The organism is Antricoccus suffuscus (assembly GCF_003003235.1).
Taxonomy (GTDB): Bacteria; Actinomycetota; Actinomycetes; order Mycobacteriales; family Antricoccaceae; genus Antricoccus; species Antricoccus suffuscus.
Map to the genome: position 1 here is coordinate 1 of NZ_PVUE01000027.1, position 17,714 is coordinate 17,714.

16 protein-coding genes and 1 pseudogene are annotated in these 17,714 nt (G+C 64.7%); 9 read left to right on the forward strand and 8 right to left on the reverse strand.

The genetic code is table 11. The features are described from left to right. Window positions 1–1,361: pseudogene (locus tag CLV47_RS20365) on the reverse strand (DUF222 domain-containing protein); the annotation flags it as partial. Between the two features lie 540 nt (window positions 1,362–1,901). On the opposite strand from CLV47_RS20365, the gene CLV47_RS20370 reads away from it, so the two are divergent. After that, window positions 1,902–2,531, forward strand: coding sequence for a LysE family translocator (locus tag CLV47_RS20370; RefSeq protein ID WP_106350969.1), 630 nt, complete (start codon window positions 1,902–1,904; stop codon window positions 2,529–2,531). A gap of 7 nt (window positions 2,532–2,538) precedes the next feature. Here CLV47_RS20370 and CLV47_RS20375 read toward each other — a convergent pair whose 3' ends face one another. Genes CLV47_RS20375 through CLV47_RS20395 form a run of 5 tightly spaced genes read right to left on the reverse strand, consistent with a single transcriptional unit; the run spans window position 2,539 to window position 6,380 of the window. Then, window positions 2,539–3,297, reverse strand: a complete 759-nt coding sequence (locus CLV47_RS20375; protein WP_106350970.1) for an SDR family NAD(P)-dependent oxidoreductase — start codon at window positions 3,295–3,297, stop codon at window positions 2,539–2,541. 49 nt (window positions 3,298–3,346) lie between these two features. Continuing rightward, window positions 3,347–4,354, reverse strand: a complete 1,008-nt coding sequence (locus CLV47_RS20380) for an acetamidase/formamidase family protein (protein WP_106350971.1) — start codon at window positions 4,352–4,354, stop codon at window positions 3,347–3,349. Window positions 4,355–4,410: 56 nt separating this feature from the next. After that, a complete protein-coding gene (locus tag CLV47_RS20385) occupies window positions 4,411–5,241 on the reverse strand; it encodes an ATP-grasp domain-containing protein (RefSeq protein ID WP_106350972.1) in 831 nt (276 codons plus the stop codon). Continuing rightward, window positions 5,242–5,604, reverse strand: coding sequence for a DUF427 domain-containing protein (locus CLV47_RS20390; RefSeq protein WP_106350973.1), 363 nt, complete (start codon window positions 5,602–5,604; stop codon window positions 5,242–5,244). It abuts the gene before it with no gap. Between the two features lie 8 nt (window positions 5,605–5,612). Next, window positions 5,613–6,380: a DUF427 domain-containing protein gene (locus CLV47_RS20395; protein WP_106351001.1), complete on the reverse strand. Its 768-nt coding sequence runs from the start codon at window positions 6,378–6,380 to the stop codon at window positions 5,613–5,615. Window positions 6,381–6,511: 131 nt separating this feature from the next. On the opposite strand from CLV47_RS20395, the gene CLV47_RS20400 reads away from it, so the two are divergent. Together CLV47_RS20400 and CLV47_RS22370 are read left to right on the forward strand one after the other, a co-directional pair. Beyond that, on the forward strand, window positions 6,512–6,790 hold the full coding sequence (locus tag CLV47_RS20400) for a YggT family protein (RefSeq protein WP_106351002.1): 279 nt from the start codon (window positions 6,512–6,514) through the stop codon (window positions 6,788–6,790). Between the two features lie 49 nt (window positions 6,791–6,839). Continuing rightward, window positions 6,840–7,901: a DivIVA domain-containing protein gene (locus tag CLV47_RS22370; protein WP_106350974.1), complete on the forward strand. Its 1,062-nt coding sequence runs from the start codon at window positions 6,840–6,842 to the stop codon at window positions 7,899–7,901. A 60-nt stretch (window positions 7,902–7,961) separates the two neighbouring features. On the opposite strand, the gene ileS is transcribed toward CLV47_RS22370, so the two are convergent. Next, the gene (gene ileS / locus CLV47_RS20410) at window positions 7,962–11,132 is read right to left on the reverse strand and encodes an isoleucine--tRNA ligase (protein WP_106350975.1); all 3,171 of its coding nucleotides are present in this window, start codon (window positions 11,130–11,132) and stop codon (window positions 7,962–7,964) included. 406 nt (window positions 11,133–11,538) lie between these two features. Between ileS and CLV47_RS20415 the strand changes: the two genes are divergently transcribed. The 6 genes from CLV47_RS20415 (at window position 11,539) to CLV47_RS20445 (ending at window position 16,908) form a co-directional block, all read left to right on the forward strand. Beyond that, the gene (locus tag CLV47_RS20415) at window positions 11,539–13,023 is read left to right on the forward strand and encodes a potassium/proton antiporter (RefSeq protein ID WP_106350976.1); all 1,485 of its coding nucleotides are present in this window, start codon (window positions 11,539–11,541) and stop codon (window positions 13,021–13,023) included. Between the two features lie 188 nt (window positions 13,024–13,211). Further along, window positions 13,212–13,895, forward strand: a complete 684-nt coding sequence (locus CLV47_RS22185) for a TraR/DksA C4-type zinc finger protein (RefSeq protein ID WP_170111187.1) — start codon at window positions 13,212–13,214, stop codon at window positions 13,893–13,895. Between the two features lie 8 nt (window positions 13,896–13,903). Then, window positions 13,904–14,455 carry a signal peptidase II gene (lspA, locus tag CLV47_RS20430; protein ID WP_238145537.1) on the forward strand — a complete coding sequence of 184 codons (552 nt, stop codon included), beginning with the start codon at window positions 13,904–13,906 and terminating at the stop codon, window positions 14,453–14,455. Beyond that, window positions 14,456–15,388 carry an RluA family pseudouridine synthase gene (locus CLV47_RS20435; protein ID WP_106350979.1) on the forward strand — a complete coding sequence of 311 codons (933 nt, stop codon included), beginning with the start codon at window positions 14,456–14,458 and terminating at the stop codon, window positions 15,386–15,388. Between the two features lie 6 nt (window positions 15,389–15,394). Then, window positions 15,395–16,174, forward strand: coding sequence for a CPBP family intramembrane glutamic endopeptidase (locus CLV47_RS20440; protein ID WP_106350980.1), 780 nt, complete (start codon window positions 15,395–15,397; stop codon window positions 16,172–16,174). Beyond that, window positions 16,171–16,908, forward strand: a complete 738-nt coding sequence (locus CLV47_RS20445) for a GNAT family N-acetyltransferase (protein WP_106350981.1) — start codon at window positions 16,171–16,173, stop codon at window positions 16,906–16,908. The genes CLV47_RS20440 and CLV47_RS20445 overlap by 4 nt, the downstream gene beginning before the upstream one ends. On the opposite strand, the gene CLV47_RS20450 is transcribed toward CLV47_RS20445, so the two are convergent. Next, window positions 16,903–17,595: a DUF6882 domain-containing protein gene (locus tag CLV47_RS20450; RefSeq protein ID WP_146135473.1), complete on the reverse strand. Its 693-nt coding sequence runs from the start codon at window positions 17,593–17,595 to the stop codon at window positions 16,903–16,905. The two genes, CLV47_RS20445 and CLV47_RS20450, sit on opposite strands and share 6 nt — an antisense overlap. Window positions 17,596–17,714 lie beyond the last annotated feature (119 nt).

Here is a 17,714-nt window from a genome sequence, read left to right on the forward strand (position 1 = left end):
TAGGTGATGGTCTGGATCATCGCGTCACACGCGAGTCGTTGCGCGGTCGCGGGACTGACCGACCCGACCCCGCCGATGGCGCATACCTGCGGATCAGTGACTTGCAACGCACTACCCGGTAGCGCTCCGGCGGGAGCGTTGGAGTCCGATAACGCTCCGGCGGGAACACTATCGTCGGGTTCCGCTCCGGCGGGAACACTATCGTCGGGTTCCGCTCCGGCGGGAACACTCTGGTCGGGTTGCGCTCCGGTGGGAGCGTGGGAGTCGGGGCTGGTCGGTAATGGTGTCGCGAGCACCGATGCGCCGACGTGGACCACGACCAGGTCGCGGTCGGCGCCGGAATGATCACGCGGCGCGTGATCGAGGTAGGACGCGGCGACTTCTAATAACGCATCCGCGCGAGTGAACGCCAACGGCTCCGACCGCGTATCCGAGTCCGATTCCGACTCGGACCGTGTCTGCGACTCGGGGTCGGTTGTGCTCGGTGTTCCGGCCGGAGCGCACCGATCGTCCGCGGCACCGTCGGGTGCTCCCGTGGGAGGGTTCTGCCTGGCCTGTTCGCCGCGCACGTCCGCGGCGTGGGTGGGACTGTTCAGGTAGTCCAGGGCTTTCTCCAGTGCCGCGACCACGCGCGCGCCGTCCTCGGCCGGCAGTACCGCGCGTAGCGTGATCGTGCCGTCGTGACTGGTCGACCAGGACGCGGTGCGGAGTTGTTCTGCCTGTAGGCGGTCGCGGCGGGTCCGGCGAAACGTGCGGATACTCGCCTCCAGTTGGGCCGCGGACAGCGCTTCGGCGTATTCCAACAGGACCCGTTCGTCGACTTGCCCGGCGATCCGGGCGCATTCACGCACTTTGGAGTAGGACAGGCGGCCGGCGTCGAATGCCGCGCCGAGGAGTGGCATCAGCGCCAGGGACCGCGCGACGCGGACGTGTTCTCGGGCGGTACTGGTCCCGGTGCTGCAGTACACGGATAAGAAATGCGCGGTGCTGTTGATACCGAAATACGATAACGCGCCGCCGCGTTCGTCGAACTCGGCGATCAACCGGATCCATTGCGCGGTCGTGGTCGCCATGATGTGCGCGCCGGCGGTGATTTTCGCGGCGAGGGCGTAGTCGTAGGTCGCTTCAGGGTCCTCGATAGGAGTCAGGAACGTCGGTAGCGACCTCCGCTCATCCTGGTCACCCTCGTCCCCGTGGTCGCGGTCGTCCCCGTGGTCGTGGTCATGGTCGGGTTCGGTGTGGCCGGTGACGGCATCGACGGCATCACGCAGCCGGTCATTCGGGTCAGCTTCGACGACCGCGTCGGGCTGGCTGGGCTCGGTGGACCGTTCGGGTGCGGCGTACTCGGGTCCGGTAGGCATGGGTGGCTCCTGTTCGGATTGCCGCGGCACCGGTTCTCGACACCACGGTGGATGGGTCTTCTGGCCTCGACGCTAGCCCGACGCACCGACACTTTCCGCCGACCGCGAATGCCCATTGTTCTCCTACACAGCAGTGCTTTGCGGCTCGTCTCGACCACGCCGAAACCCAGGAGGATACCGCCGTGATGCCGGCGCGCCGTCACCCAACCCGGGAGCAGACCAGCGTGAGGCACGGACTCGCCGACGGTGGGCGCGTCCGTTAATGAGTTAAATAGTGCGGAAGAGGTCGAACCGTGCTTGCAGACGTTCACGATCGGGTCGTTCGCGAGGATTGGCAGGGAGCACGATTGTTGCGCCATGCATCTGGCATCAGACGGTCCATCTGGCGAACTGAGGATCGACAAGGTCGCGTTGAGATCTCGTGGATTCCAGATTCCCCGTGTGGTGTCGATGCAGCGAGGGGTACCGATGCGCGACGGGTTGGCAGGATCACCGTCTCACCGATTGCCAAGGAGCACGCCCGACCCGCAGACTTAGTGAGTGACTTGGAACGCCTTACTGAGCTTCGTCCTGCTGTGTCTGCTGCTCAACATCACTCCAGGACCGGACACGTTTCTGATCTTGCGGTATGCGTTGCGTGATGTGCGAGCCGGTATCGCGGCCGGCATCGGCTCCAGCATGGGTTACCTGCTGTGGGCGGCAGCGATCGGACTCGGTCTCGCCGCCCTGATGGAACAGTCCGCTACGGCGTACCGGATCGTCAAGATCGCCGGTGGGATCTACTTGTTGTATCTCGGAGTCGTGGCATTGATCCGCTTGCGCAGAGCGGGTGGCCTCGCCAAGGACGTCATGGCGGTGGAGCGTCGTTCGCTTTTCCCGGCGCTCGGTGCGGGTTTCATGTCTACGTCGCTCAACCCGAAGGTCGGACTCTTTTTCATCGCAGTCGTGCCGCAGTTTCTGCCGGCCGGACACGCACACTTCATGTCCACTATGTTGCTTGGCGCGATTAGCGCGTTGTGCGCGGCGCTGTATCTCGTGGCACTGTCACTCGTGGCCAACCGGGCCGTGGCATGGCTACGCCGGCCAAAGGTGACCAAAGCTCTGGAACGGACCAGCGCCGGCGTACTAGCCGCGTTTGGTATTGCGACGCTCGCCAGCGCGACGCAGTAGTTCCGATCTACAGCTGAATTCCGCGAGTAAGCGCACCGTCAACGACGAGGTTGGTGCCGCTGATCCTGCTGGACACGCGGCTGGCGAGAAATACGACAGGCGCGGCGACCTGCGCAGGCGTGCCCATCTTGCCTGTCGGGTTGAGTTCCATCGCCGTCGAGAACAGACCGGGGTCGCCGGTTTCGATGTTGGACCACACGCCGCCCTCGAAATACGTGTTGCCGGGGGAGACGGTGTTGGCGCGAATTCCCTTCTCCGCCAGCTGCAACGCCAGCCCGTGGATGTATCCGACGATCGCGGTCTTCGCCGTACCGTAGGGGCCAGACGCAAAATCGGACTCGCGCCCAGACACGCTCGAAATCGCCGTAATAGAAGGATTGTCGCTCTGTTCGAGGTGCGGCAACGCGGCCGTCGCCATCCGGACGGTGTGCATGAGGTCGACGTTGATGCTCGTAACCCAGTTCTCCGGAATGTCGGGAATCGCGAGCGCGCTGACGCTCGCAACAACCGCGTCGAGCCCGCCGAACTTCTCCGCAGACGCATTCACCCAGTCCGTCAACGCGGCCTCGTCGCCGACGTCGACAACCGTTCCGGTCACGTTGCCGCGGGACTCCAAGTCGGTCTCGGTCGCCGCTACCTCCGCGGCGGTGCGAGCGCAGAATCCGACGACCGCGCCCTCGTCGAGGAATGCCTCGACGATCGCCCGCCCGATTCCTCGCGTGCCTCCACTGACCAATACCTTCGCGCCAGTGAGCTGCAGATCCATGAGATTCCCCGTCTTTCGTTGTAGAGCGTTGCAGAGCTGCTTTCTCGGCTTAAATGCCTAACGTGGCGCCTCTCGTGCGCAGGTCCTCGTGCAGGCCGCCGTACGGTGCAGTCGCGCGGGGGAGCAGATCCTTGGCTACCTTGGCCGCGACGCTGTAGTTGGCGTCAACCACGTTTGCGATCGGCGCCTCGGTGATCTGCGAGCACAGTTGGTACGAGTCCATGGTGTGTAATCCGGTCAGCTCTGAGACCCAGTGCACGAGGTCGACGTTGGCGATCCGCCAGGAGTCCTCCATCGGCCGGCTCGAGCCGATGGTCATGACGTGCGTATCTGACTCGATCCGTGGCCAGCCGGGTCCGCCGCCTTTGATCAGCTCGACGATCAGCGTCGTCGTCATCGCGCCTTCCACCGCCGTACCGCATGACTCGCCCTCGCCCTGCCGGTAGTGTCCATCGCCGATCGAAAACAGGGCGCCCTCCACGTTGACGCCGAGGAAGATGGTGACCCCGGCCCGCAGCTCCGGCGTATCCATGTTGCCGCCGAACCGGTCGGGCACGAGCGAGCTGCGCGCCTCGCCGCCCGCAGGTGCGACTCCGACTGTGCCGAGCATCGGCGCAAGGGGGAGCTCGATCTGGTGATCGCTGTGTCGTGCGGCGAACCCGACCGTGCCGCGAGACCGGTCGACCTCGTAAATCCACGTGGTGTCAGGCAGATGATCCTGCAGCGTCGCGAACCGGTCGGTGCTGGTCAGCCCGCCGAAGAACGGCATTGCTGCCGACGCGCCCCAGTCGCGGGCCGGTTCGAGCGCGACCACATGCAGCGCGAGAGTGTCACCCGGCTCGGCGCCCTCCACCCAGAACGGACCGGTCTGCGGATTGACGTAACGCAGGTCGACTTTGTCACTTGAGACGTCATCCACCGAGCGCAGCTTGCCGCCGAACGCGTCGTCCGACCACAGCCGTAGCGCGGTGCCGGGCTTGACTCTCATGATGGGCCGGACGCCGCCGAAGGTATATGCGTATTGATCGGCAGTAGGCGTGAATTCGACCAGATCCATGCGGTCACTGTAGCCAGCCCGCACCCGAAACGGCCAGAGCCGCAAATGCCGCTGGCCTACTGGCCGCTGGCGAGCAGAGAGCGGAGCGACGTACCCATCGCCGCTACGAAGTCATCCCGGGTCTGCGGGTCCAAGACCTCCAGAGACAAATACGGATTGAGGTCTTCGAGCTCGACCAGTAAGAGCGATCCGTCCGGTGCACGACACGCATCAACGCGAGTAATGCCGTGGGTCAGCGTGTTCCACTCGACGAACCGGCTCGCGAACTTGAGGTCGGCAGACGTGGGCTCGTAGCGCTGCAACTTCCAGCGGTGTTCGGTATCCGGCGCGTAGAGCGCGTACTGAAAGTGGTCGTCCACGTAGTAGAACGACACTTCGTAGTCGAAGTCGATACGCGGCTGGATGAGTACGCCGTCGGCGACATCTTGGAGTCCTTCCAGCGTCACGAACTCGAGCCCGTGCGAGTCCGCGCCGTCTTTCGGCTTGACGACGTACTCGGCGACTTCCGGCAGTCGGTCGAGATCCGCGGCCCGCTCAATCGTCGGGATGACGCGATAGCCGGCGACGGTGAGATCGAGCAGGTACTGTTTGCCCGCCATGTCGCCGCGCCCGTCGAGCGAGTTGAAGATGAGCGCACCGGACCTGATTGCGGCCGCTCGGAAGTCGTCGTACTCGCGCTGGAAGCCCATGACGGGTCCGCTATTACGTACGACGACGGCGTCGAAGGCCGGCATGAGGGTCTCGACGTCGTGCGGGTGGCACAGGGCGATCGTGAAGTCTGGCCGCAGCCGCGCGGAGAGGTCGATGTCTTCCGCGTGGTAGACGCGGCCTCTCGCGTCGTATCCCAGATCGGTGACGTACAGGACTCGCGGTTTAGCCGCCGGCACCTACGGACGCTCTTGCGGTACGCCGTCGATCGTGATGTCTACGATCTCGTTGTAAAACGCGACGTTGCCGGTGATGTCGCTGATCTCGTCGTACGGCGCGGAATACGCCCAGGCGACGTTCTGCAGGTCGCCCGCGTCCCAGTACTGGTCCGCGTCGCCTTTGTACGGGCAGTGTGTGCGGTTGGAGTTGGGCGTGAGCGTGTCGAAGTTGACGTCCTCGCGGGGAAGGTAGTAGCGGACCGGGCATCCGGTCTCATGCAACAGCACCGGATTTTGCGTGTCGGCGAGGACGACGTCGCCGACACGCACCGTGAGGTGCGCGGTCTTGGGCTCGAGCCGGATGCGCTTGGCAGTGTCGGGCATAGATGCTCCTAATTTGGACGGTTGGCCGGATCGCTGAACACCGAATCGGGCCGGGCCTGCGGTACGCCGTCGATCGTGACATCCACGATCTCGTTGTAAAACGCCACCATCCCCGCGATATTCCCTACCGCTCGGTACGGCGCGGAATATGACCACGCGACATTTCTCAACTCGCCGGCGTCCCAGTATTGGTCGGCGTCGCCTTTGTACGGGCAGTGGCTACTGTTCGTGCTCGCGGTCAAGGCCGCGAAATCGACATCCTCGCGCGGCAGATAGAAACGTATCGGCAGGTCGGTCTCGAACAACAAGACCGGCCTGGCGCTTCTGGCGAGAGCGCGCCCGTTGGCCGAGATCTCGATCCGCCGGCTGCTCGCGATTGCCTCGACTCTTTTGCGGGGATCACGAGGGTGACCGCGGACCTCTTCGTCTTCCTCCATCCAACGGTCGAGTACACCGGGCTGCCAGCTGAAGATATAGCGGTCTCGCAGCGCCGGATCGTCGCGTATCCATGCCGCGTGCGGGACGACACGACCCTCGATCTCAAGATCAAACCATTGGGCGACTGGCCCGCGAGGCAGGAAGAAAGACGGCTCTGTGGGCGGCGCGCCAACCGCGGGACGTAGGAGATCGCGGCGGATGTCGGCGCCCGTGAAGGCATACCAGGGGATCGGGAACGCTGGTTCTTTGAAGATCATCGGCGCGCGACTGTCGACAACGGCGGTCTCACCGACGTAAGCACGCACCCACTTTTCGCCGTGCTCGGTATAGACGGTCATCTGATCAGTGTGCGCGATCTCGACTCTCTTGGGAACTGCTGCTGTGCGGCGTGATGTGACGGAGATGTATTTGAAGTCACCCCCGACGTGTGGTGCCACCGCCGCGCGCTCGAACCATGGACAATGGAGGGATGGACGTCGTACTGGCAGTGGTGCACACACTGCTCTATTTGTTCCTCGTATTCCTATTGGGTCGCCTGGTCCTGGACTACGTGCGAATGTTCGCCAAGCGCTGGCGCCCGTCAGGCGCAGCGGCAATGGGCGTCGAAACTGTGTATACGGTGACCGATCCACCGCTAAAGTTGTTGCGTAAACTCATCAAGCCCGTGCCCTTAGGTGGGGTGAGCCTGGACCTAGGGTTTATGGTTCTTGTGATTGTGGTTTACATTCTCCTGCGCGTGACCGGCTAGTGCCGAGCGCGCGCCAGGCGAGTTACCCGTTACGAAAAGGATATAAGTAATGCCGTTGACACCCGCAGACGTGCACAATGTGGCGTTTAAGAAACCGCCTATTGGCAAGCGCGGTTACGACGACGAGGAAGTGGATGCGTTCCTTGACCTCGTCGAAGCCGAACTCGCACGCCTCATTGAGGAGAACGCCGACCTGCGCAACCAGGTAGCCGATCTCGAATCCCGCGCGGGCGGGTCCGCGGCTTCGTCTGCGTCCTCCAGCACCGGCCAGTACGCCGCACTCCACAAGAGCAACGCCGTCGACGACAGTGAAAACTACTCCTCGTCGTCCGCGACGGGGCAGTACGCGACACTCGCGCAGAATGCTCGCGACGAAGAGCCCGGCGCCGACACGCAGAATGGCGCACCCCAGGCGCCGTCCCCGCAGGAACCTGCGCAGCAAGAAGCCCCAGCGGCAGCGGCGGCGCAGCCTGCGCCGGCGGCGCCAGCATCGAGCCCGGTGGGCGATCACGAGAAGGCATCGCGAATTCTCGCGTTGGCTACTGAGACCGCGGATCGGCACCTCAGCGAGGCAAAGAGTGAGGCGGACAAGCACCTGTCCGACGCGAAGACGCACGCGGAGTCGCTGCGCACAAAGGCCGAGGAAGAGCACAGCAAGCGGATCGGCGATGCGAAGGCAGAAGCCGAGAAGCACGTGACCGAGGCACGTACGTCGGCGGCAGCGCTGCTCGCGGAGTCGCAGTCCAAGGCGGCCGCGACCGAGAAGGACGCGCAGACCAAGGCCGAGCAGCTCGCTCAGGCGGCCGAGCAGAAGAAGGCCGATATCCTGCGCGCTCTCGAGGAGCGCAAGAGCAGCCTCGAGCGGCGGATCGAGTCGTTGCACAGCTTCGAGACGGCCTACCGCACGCGCATCCAGGGCTACCTGTCCAGCCAGCTCAAGGAGATCGAGGATCTCCCGGCGCTGGAGCCTGCCGGCGGGATCGCTGGCGACGGTGCGGGCGCTCACAGCGCGCAGGACCAGGGCGGATCGACGAAGGTCAGCGGTTTCGTCGGCTCGAGCGACGCGCAGAAGCCCGCCTCGTCGGACAAGTCCGAAGACGAGAAGAACTAACTAGATCCACACGCAAAAGGAGCGGTACCCGGTCTCGGGTACCGCTCCTTTTGCGTGAGCTCAGCGGCGTTCGACCCACACCGCGAGGTGATCGTCCTGGCCGTCCGGGTCGCGGTCGAGCGCGCCGCGCTGAACGCCGGTCGCCAACACCTCGTCGGCGATCCGACCCTCGTGCTCGACCAGCGCGGCCGCCACCGAGGCGTCATCCGCGCGCCAGGTCAGCGTGATCCGGTCGGTGACCTCGAGTCCGGCGTTCTTGCGGGCGTCCTGGATCAGCCGCACCGCTTCGCGCGCCCGGCCGGCGGCCTCGAGTTCCGGGGTCAACGCTAGGTCGAGGGCGACACTTTCACCGGACTCGGTGTGCACCGCCCATCCTTCCTGCGGCGTCTCGGTGATGATGACGTCCTCGTCGTCCAACGTGAACGGCGCGCCGTCGATCTGCACGGTCGCGGTGCCGGAGCGTACGTCGGCGGCCAGGGCGGCTGGATCGGCCGCGGCGATCTGCTTGGCCGCGTCTTGCACCTGTTTGCCGAGCTTTTTACCGAGCGATCGGAAGTTGGCCTTGGCCGTGACGGTCACCAGTTCGCCCTCGCTCGCGGTGAGCGACTCGAGTGACAGCACGTTGAGCTCATCCGCGACTTCGCTACGCAGCTCCTCGCCGAGCCGCGCGAAGCCGCTCGCGCCGACGAGCGCGCGTGCCAGCGGCTGGCGGGTGCGCACCTTGGACGCGGTTCGGGCCGAGCGCCCCAGGTCGACCAATCGGCGTACCTGTGCCACATCGGCCGACAGCTGCGGGTCGATGAGAGACTCGTCGGCGACCGGCCAATCCGCGAGGTGGACCGAGTCCGCGGCTTTGGGGTCAGCGGATTTCACGATCGTGTGCCAGACCTTGTCGGTGATGAATGGTACGAACGGTGCCATGACAAGCGTGAGCGACGTGATCGCCTCGGTGAGGGTGGCGAGCGCGGCCGGGTCGCCGACCCAGAAGCGACGCCGTGAACGGCGGACATACCAGTTGGAAAGGTCGTCGATAAACGTCGTGATCCGGCGTCCCGCGCGCGGCGAGTCGAAGACCTCCAGCGACTCCTGCACCTCGACGATCGTGCTGTGCAGTTCGCTCAGAAGCCAACGGTCCAACGATGAGCGCTGCGCCGGCGCGGGCGCATCCAGGGTGGCGAGGTCGACGTCGTTGGCGTCGGCGTACAGGCTCAGGAAGGAGGCGGTGTTCCAGTAGGTCAGTAGGACCTTGCGCACCACCTCGCTGATCAGCTCGTCACCGACGCGGCGGGTCGCCGACGGGTTGCCGACACAGAGCATCAGCCAGCGCAGGCCATCCGCGCCGTGCTTTTCCATCAGCGGGATCGGCTTGACGATGTTGCCCAGGTGCTTGCTCATCTTGCGGCCGTCCTGGTCGACGATGTGCCCGAGGCACAGCACCGACTTGTACGACGATTTGTCGAAGACCATCGTGCCGACTGCCATCAGCGAGTAGAACCAGCCGCGGGTCTGGTCGATCGCCTCGCAAATGTAGTCGGCGGGGTAGGTGCGCTCGAACTCCGAGACCGACCCCTCACGATGCGGGTAGCCCAGCTGCGCGAACGGCATCGAGCCGGAGTCATACCACGCGTCGATGACCTGCGGTACCCGGCGGAACACGCCCGGCGTACCGGGGACCTCGAAGGTGATGTCGTCGATGTAGGGGCGGTGTGGATCGACGTCGGTGACGTCCTGGCCGACGTACTGGGAGAGTTCCTTGAGCGACCCGACACAGATCCGGTTGTTCTCGTCCTGGTCGTTGATCCAGATCGGCAGCGGCGTCCCCCAGTAGCGATCTCGAGACAGCGCCCAGTCGATGTTGTTGTTGAGCCAGTCGCCGTACCGGCCGTGCTTGACCGTCTCAGGATGCCAGTCGGTCGCGTCGTTCTCGCGCAGCAGGTTGGACTTGCGCTCGGTCGTGCGGATGTACCAGGAGGGCAGCGCATAGTAGAGCAGCGCGGTGTGACAACGCCAGCAATGCGGGTAGGGGTGCTCGTACTCGAGCGCCTTGAACAGGATCCCGCGCTCGCGAAGATCCGCCATAAGCGCCTTGTCCGCGGTCTTGAAAAAGACACCGCCGACCAGCGGCAGCTCCGCCTCGAAGGTGCCGTCTGCGCGCACCGGATTGACCACCGGTAGCCCGTAGGCGCGGCACACCTGCAAATCCTCGGCGCCGAACGCGGGGGACTGGTGCACCAGCCCGGTGCCGTCCTCGGTGGTGACGTAGTCGGCCAGTACGACGAAATGCCCGTCTTCGCGGCTGCCGTCCTCGCGGGTCGGCCACTGCACGAGCTCGAACGGGCGTTGGTACGTCGATCGCTCCAAGTCACGACCCGGCAGCGACGACAATACGGTCGCGCCTTCACCGAGTACGGCGGCTAGAAGTGGCTTCGCGACCACGACCGACCGGACGTCGGCGGACCAGTCGGCCGCGCGCGCCACGACGTACTCCACGTCGGGGTGTACCGCAACGGCCGTGTTAGAGACCAGTGTCCACGGCGTCGTGGTCCACACCAGCAGATCCGCGTCCTCTATCTCGCTCGGCGCGGTCAGCAGCGGCAGCCGCACGTACACCGACGGGTCGACGACCGTCTCGTAGCCCTGCGACACCTCGTGGTCGGAGAGCCCGGTCCCGCAGCGCGGGCAGTACGGCGTGATCCGGTGATCCTTGACGAGCAGCCCGTCATCGAATATCTGTTTGAGCGACCACCAGACGGACTGCACATAGTCCGGGTTCATCGTCCAGTAGGCGTGTTCGATGTCGGTCCAGTAACCCATCCGCTTGGTGAGCGCGGTGAACTCGCCGACGTTGCGCTGCACGGACTCGCGGCACTTGTCGTTGAACGGCCCGATGCCGTACTTCTCGATGTCGGGCTTACCGTTGAAGCCGAGCTCCTTTTCGACCGCGATCTCGACCGGCAGACCGTGGCAGTCCCAACCGGCGCGGCGCGGAACGGAGTAGCCACGCATGGTGCGGAACCGTGGGTAGAGATCCTTGAAGACGCGTGCCTCGACGTGATGGACGCCGGGCATACCGTTGGCCGTCGGCGGTCCCTCGTAGAAGACCCACGGCTTGCCGCCGTCGTTCTTAGCGACGGAGCGGGCGAAGACGTCCTCTGAATCCCACTGCTGAAGGACCTCATGATCCAAGGCGGGCAGGTCGACTCGTCCTGGGAGGGGTTGCAGCTTGCTCATCGTGTGCGTCCTTATTGCGATCGATCGTTTCGATCGAGGGACGACGTGTGGCCGCGGTACCACCCTCGTTGACCTACGCATGCGCGGCGGTCCGCTCGTTAGCGACCGCGTTTAAGCGGCCTTGCCGGTTCTAGTCCCGCTCGTCGCGGTTTCTTCCGACGGTTCCGGGTGATCTTCGCTCGGCCGACCCGCCAGACTCACACCGTCGCTGGCTCGCTCGTTGGGGCGGCTGATCGGGCTACTCGTCCCATCAACACCGTCTTTATTCTAGCGGTTGCACGGCGTGCCCATAGCAATGGATGCCCAGACATCTCTCTACTACCTTCTGGTGAGCCGGCCCGATCGATCGTCAATACTGTGTTAAGCACGCACGACCGCCGTGCGTTGATGTCGGATTTGGCTTGTGATGGTCCTTGCGCTGACGCTGCTGGTGAGTACGTCGGTGCTGCTCGTAGCCATCCTCGCGATCCGGTTCTCATCGCAGATCGGGCTGCCGTCGCTGCTGCTTTATCTAGGTATCGGCGTACTGGTTGGAGAGTCCGGCCTCGGCGTGCAGTTCGAGGACTTCCACCTCGCCAACTCGCTCGGCACCGTCGCGCTGGCGATCATCCTCGGCGAGGGCGGGCTCACCACTAGGTGGCACGAGGTGCGTCCGCAGCTGACCCAGAGCGTCCTGCTCTCGACGTTAGGCGTCTTTGTCAGCGTCGGGATCATGGCGACGTTCTTGGTCGTCGTGCTCGGATTCGGGTGGCAGGTCGCACTGGTCATCGGCGCAATCGTCTCCTCGACGGACGCCGCCGCCGTGTTTTCGGTATTGCGCCGCCTGCGCCTGCCGCAGCGGATTACCGCGACCATGGAACTTGAGTCCGGGCTCAACGACGCGCCGGTGGTCATCCTGGTCACAGTGCTCTCGGTGCCGGCGCGATCGATCGATCCGTGGTGGGCGATCGTGCTGCTGATCATCTACGAACTAGTGGTCGGCGCGATCATCGGCTTCAGCATCGCGTGGGTCGGCGTACAGCTGTTGCGTCGCGGCACGCTGCCGTCGTCCGGCCTGTACGCCGTCACCGCCATCGTCCTGCTGATCTTCACGTTCTCGGTGGCCTCGTTGGCGCACACCTCCGGCTTCCTGGCGGTCTATGTCGCCGGCGTCGTATTCGGCAATGCTCAGCTGCCCTACAAACGTGCCACGATCGCCTTCGCTGAGGCGATCGCGTGGCTCGCCCAGATCGGGCTGTTCGTGATGCTCGGCCTGCTCGTATCGCCGCCCGAAATCCCGGGCGTGGTCGTCCCGGCGCTGCTCGTCGGCGGTGTCTTATTGTTCGTCGCGCGCCCGGTGTCGGTATTCCTCAGCTCACTGTGGAGCCGGGTGTCGCTCCGTGACCAGGCGTTCTACTCGTGGTCCGGGCTGCGCGGCGCGGTACCGATTGTCGTGGCGACGATCCCGATCACGCACGGGATCCCGCGTTCCGGCGAGATCTTGCACATGGTCTTCGTGCTAGTCGTGATCTTCACCCTCGTGCAGGGTACGACGCTGCCACAGATGGCCAGGGCGTTGCGGCTGGCAGGCAAGGCCGAGACCGAAGACGTCGACGTCGAGGTCTCGGCGCTGGATCAAATCGCCGCCGAGGTGCTGACGGTGTCCGTCCCGGCCGGCTCCAGAATGCACGGTGTGTACGTCGGCGAACTTCGGCTGCCGGCGACCGGCGTCGTGAGCCTTATCGTGCGCGGTGACAAGCGCTTCGTTCCTCAGCGCGACACTCGGATCCGGGTCGGCGACTCGTTGTTGATTGTGTCCGCGACGGAGGACCGGGAGGCCACCGAACGCCGACTGCATGCCATTGCCCGGGCCGGTCGGCTCGCGACCTGGCAGGGCGAAAACGGCGGCTGATCTCGCGCTTATCGCCCGCGACGCCGGCGGCGTACCGTGGACGTTTCGATTGTTGCGGATCGGCTACGCTCGACGTTTATGTGGCGTGGTCGATTGCCCTAGCCGCGAGGTTTACGTAATGTCCGGGGGACTTATGTGCGTCCGGGCCGTGGCGGGACGCACATCGACGTGCTGATAGGGGTCAAACTGTGGCAGCGAAGAAGTCCGCGGGAGCGAAGACCGCGTCGGGTGCGCGTGCGGCCAAGAAGATACCTGCGAAGTCTGTGGTCGCGAAGAAGACCGCACCAACCAAGACCGCACCAACCAAGAAGACTGCGGCTAAAAGCGCCGCGCCGGTAAAAGTCGCGGTCAACGGCACCGCCAAGAAGACCGCAGCCACCAAACCCGCGGCCACAGCGGCCACAGCGGCCACCAAGCAGACCCCGAAGACCGCACCTAAGAAGACCGTACCCGCGAAGAGCGCCGCCAAGAAGACCGCACCCACGAAGGCCGCGGCTAAGCCGAAGACGCCATTCAACAAGGTCGAGTTGCGCGAGTTCGGCAAGTTGATCGATGGCCAGCTTCAGGAGCTGCAGGCCGAGTACGACACCGCGATGATTGCCCTTGACGACCTGCAGCACAACCGACTCGACACCGCTGGTGACGACCCCGCCGATGCGGGAAACAAAACGTTCGAGCGGGAACAGGAAATGTCGATTGCCAATAACCGGATGCACCTGATCACTCAGTTGCAGCGCGCTCGGGCCCGGGTCGACGAAGGCAGCTATGGGCTGTGCGAGAACTGCGGTAAGACCATCCCGAAGGCCCGGTTGCAGGCCTATCCCTCCGCGACACTCTGTGTGGACTGCAAAGCGCGCGAAGAACGTCGATAATTGCCGACGTGACCGACGCACCTCCACCTGAAACGGGTATCGAGCCCCCTCGACGGCGTACGACGATGCTCTTGCTGGTCGTCGGTGCCGTGGCGTTGCTGCTGGACATCCTCACGAAGGTGCTCGTCGTCGCCACCCTGAGTGACCAACCGCCGCTGCGACTGCTCGGCGGCGCCGTCTATTTCACCCTGGCCCGCAACAGCGGTGCGGCGTTCTCGCTCGGCACCGGGATGACGATCGTCTTCACGTTGCTTGCGCTGATCGTGGTCCTGGTGATCGTGCGGACCGCCCGCAAGCTGTATTCACGCGGCTGGGCGATCAGCCTCGGTCTCGTGCTCGGTGGCGCGCTGGGCAACCTCGTGGACCGCATGTTTCGGCACCCAGGGCCGTTCCGCGGCGCGGTCATCGACTTCATCAGCGTTTTCGACCCGTGGGGTCGTACGTGGCCGATTTTCAACCTCGCGGACTCCGCGATCGTCGTCGGCGGCGTGCTCGCCGTCATCCTGGCCTTTGCCGGGGTCGAGATGGACGGCACGCGCAATCGGAAGGCCGACCGCTAGATGAGCTCGCGACTGCTGCCGGTACCCGATGGTCTCGATGGAATGCGAGTCGACGCCGGTCTGGCCCGGCTGCTCGGCATGTCGCGCACTGCCGCGGCCGAACTTGTCGAGTCTGGCGCGGTCCAACTCGATGGCAGGGCGGTCGGCAAGTCCGATCGGTTGCATGCCGAGGCGTTACTCGACGTCACGCTTCCGGATCCGAAGCCGGTGCAGACCCTTGAGGACGCGCAACCGGTGCCCGGCCTTGGCGTGATCTACAGCGACGACGACATCGTCGTAGTCGACAAGCCGGTCGGCGTGGCCGCGCACCCGAGCCCGGGTTGGGAAGGGCACACCGTCATCGGCGGAGTCGTCGCGATGGGGCATCGCGTCTCAACAAGCGGGGCCGAGGAGCGGCGCGGCGTCGTACACCGGCTCGACGTCGGCACCACCGGTCTGATGGTCGTGGCGAAGTCCGAGCGTGCCTATACGGCTCTGAAGGCGGCATTCAAAGAACGCACGGTCGAGAAGGTCTATCACGCTATCGTGCAAGGACATCCGGACCCGACCATCGGCACGATCGACGCGCCGATAGACCGGCATCCTAAGCATGACTGGAAATTCGCGGTCGTCGCTGGTGGGCGTGACAGCGTTACGCACTACGAGGTCATCGAAGCGTTCCCTGCGGCAAGCCTTGCCCAGATCCACCTCGAAACCGGTCGAACGCACCAGATTCGAGTGCATTTTTCGGCCCTCCGGCATCCCTGCGTTGGCGACATCACGTACGGCGCCGACCCGGTGCTCGCCAAACGGCTCGGGTTGACCCGTCAATGGCTCCATGCCCGTCAGCTGTCCTTTGCGCATCCCGCCGACGGCCGCTGGGTCACCTTCGAGAGCCCATATCCCGCCGATCTCGCCGCGGCGCTCGAGATACTGCGCTCGGACGGACAATAGGCGCCGATGCTCGACCACGACATTCTGCCTACGTCGCTTAGCGCGTTCGGGCACGCGACACTCGCCGCCGTCATCCTCGGGGTCTACCTCTACTTCGGCGAACCGTTCGTAGGGGTGGCGTTACACCGGGCGTTTGAGCGCGCCGAACAAGTCGACCGCTACGCGCGGCGCTGGCTCTACACGCGACTACTGATCCTCGAATGGGGGCTGGTGGCACTGTGCGCGGCTACCGTGATCATGGCGCCACAAGTTTCGGCGGCGGCGCTCGGCCTGGCGCTGCCAGGGACGCTTCTGGGCTGGATCCTGACCGGCATCACGGTGGTCGCAGGACTCGCCGTGCTGGCAGCTACCGCCCGCGCCGTCGAGACCATGCGCCGCCTGCCGCGCGAGCAGGTCATCCGTTCTCTGGGCGGCCCGTCCGTCGTGGCGATGCTGCCGCGCACGTCGGCCGAACGCCGCCTGTTCGGTCTCGTCTCGCTGTCGGCAGGTCTGGCCGAGGAGTTCGTCTATCGAGCATTCTTCCTCGCCGTGGTCACGGCAATCGCGCCAGGATTCCCGATTGCGGTCGCCGCGGTGGTTATCGTCGTCGGGTTCGGCCTTGCCCACGCGTACCAAGGCCCGACCGGAATCGCGGTGACCATGGTCTTCGGCGCGGTGCTAGCCGCGCTCTATATCCTGACCGGATCCTTACTTGCGCCAGTGATCTTGCATATCCTGATTGATGTCAGGGGGATTCCACTCGGGCGACTACTCGCCACACCTGCGCGCCACCGGAGGCACCGATGAGAACCCAGCACCTCACCGTCACGGACAAGGTCGCTCGACTCTGCGAGCCGCCGGTCGCTTTCAACGAAATCACCGAACATCAGGGCCGGGCGGTGTTGCGCGACGCCGAGGTTTCCGCGCGGCGGGCGGGCGCGCATCACTTGGTGCTGCGGGCATTCCCGGCCGATCGTGACCTACTGCACGAGCACGGGTTTACTCGCTCAGGATCGTCCGATGACGAGGGTAACGAGCTAATAGAGATGTCCAAGCCGTTGCCTGTCTTGCGCGACGCTACCGACGACGACTCGCATGCGCTGATCGAGCTGATCACCGGCTGCTTCGACGAATACGAAGGCTGTGTCATGGACGTCGACGGCGAGGAGCCCTGGTTGCGTAAACCGGCCACGTCGTACGCCGGGCTCGGTGGCCATCTGTGGGTCTATTCGCTCGGCGGCCCACTCGGAGAAGTCGTCGCCTGTGGCGCGCTGAAGCCGAGCACGGCCGGTCGCGACGAGCTGAAGAGCATGTACGTCTCGAAGAAGATCCGTCGTAGGCGGCTTGCCCAGGACCTCAACCAGATGATCGAGAATGCCGCTCGTGAGCGGGGCAACACGATGGTCCATCTATGGAGTGACACGCGGTTTCTCTCTGCGCACAAACTGTACGCCGAGCTCGGCTACCGCAGGCTGCCCGAGGTACGCGAGCTGCACGACAAATCCAACACCAGCGAAATCCATTTCGAAAAGCACTTATGAACGCGTGAGGTCGGTGAGCTCGCCGCGTTCGTCGAACGTGAAGGAGATCGTCTCTCCGGAGTCGAAATGGGCGGTAAGGAACTCGCCGTACGTCGTTGCCTCGATACCGTGTACGCCGAGATAGGTCTCGACGGTCAGCCGATGATCATGCGGAAACATCGCGGTGGCGGACTGAATCAGCAGCGGTAGTCCCGCGACGTCTACCGGCGGACGCGGCACGGACGCGTCGGTGACCAGCATGTATGCCGTGCCACCTTCATATTCGCCCGCGTAGTAGGCCGACCCGTCGAGCAGGCCGCAGGCCACGACCGCGAGGGTGTCCCCAGGTCCATGACCGGGACCGTGTATGCCGGGGTTGGCGAGCGCGGACAGTGGCAGCGAGGGCGTGGTCAGTTCCGGCACGTCGTACTTCTGGCCGATGGTGACGAGCTCGGAGATGGGTGCGGTGGCGACGTGGTCGACACCGAACGCCGCGTTGGCCCAGCCCCACAGCCAGGTGCCCTCGGCGTCAGCGGCGCTGCCCAAGAAGCTCACCTCGAAGGTCCGGTCGCCGATGTGTAGCTGCCGATCATCAAGGTCGGCAGTCCAGATTTCCGCGACGGCCAGCCGCTCGAAGGCGATCTGGCGCTCGGCGACCACGGCGGCGTACGCCGCGGCCATGACATCGAGGGTGGGTTTGTCGATCACAAATGGAGGAGACGCGCGCACGTCGTCGCGCGTTCCATTGGCGCGATCGACCAGATTCACAGCGCCCGGCGAGATTGCCAAGCGGGTCGCGGCCAATCTGTCGGCGGGAAGTGTCAAAA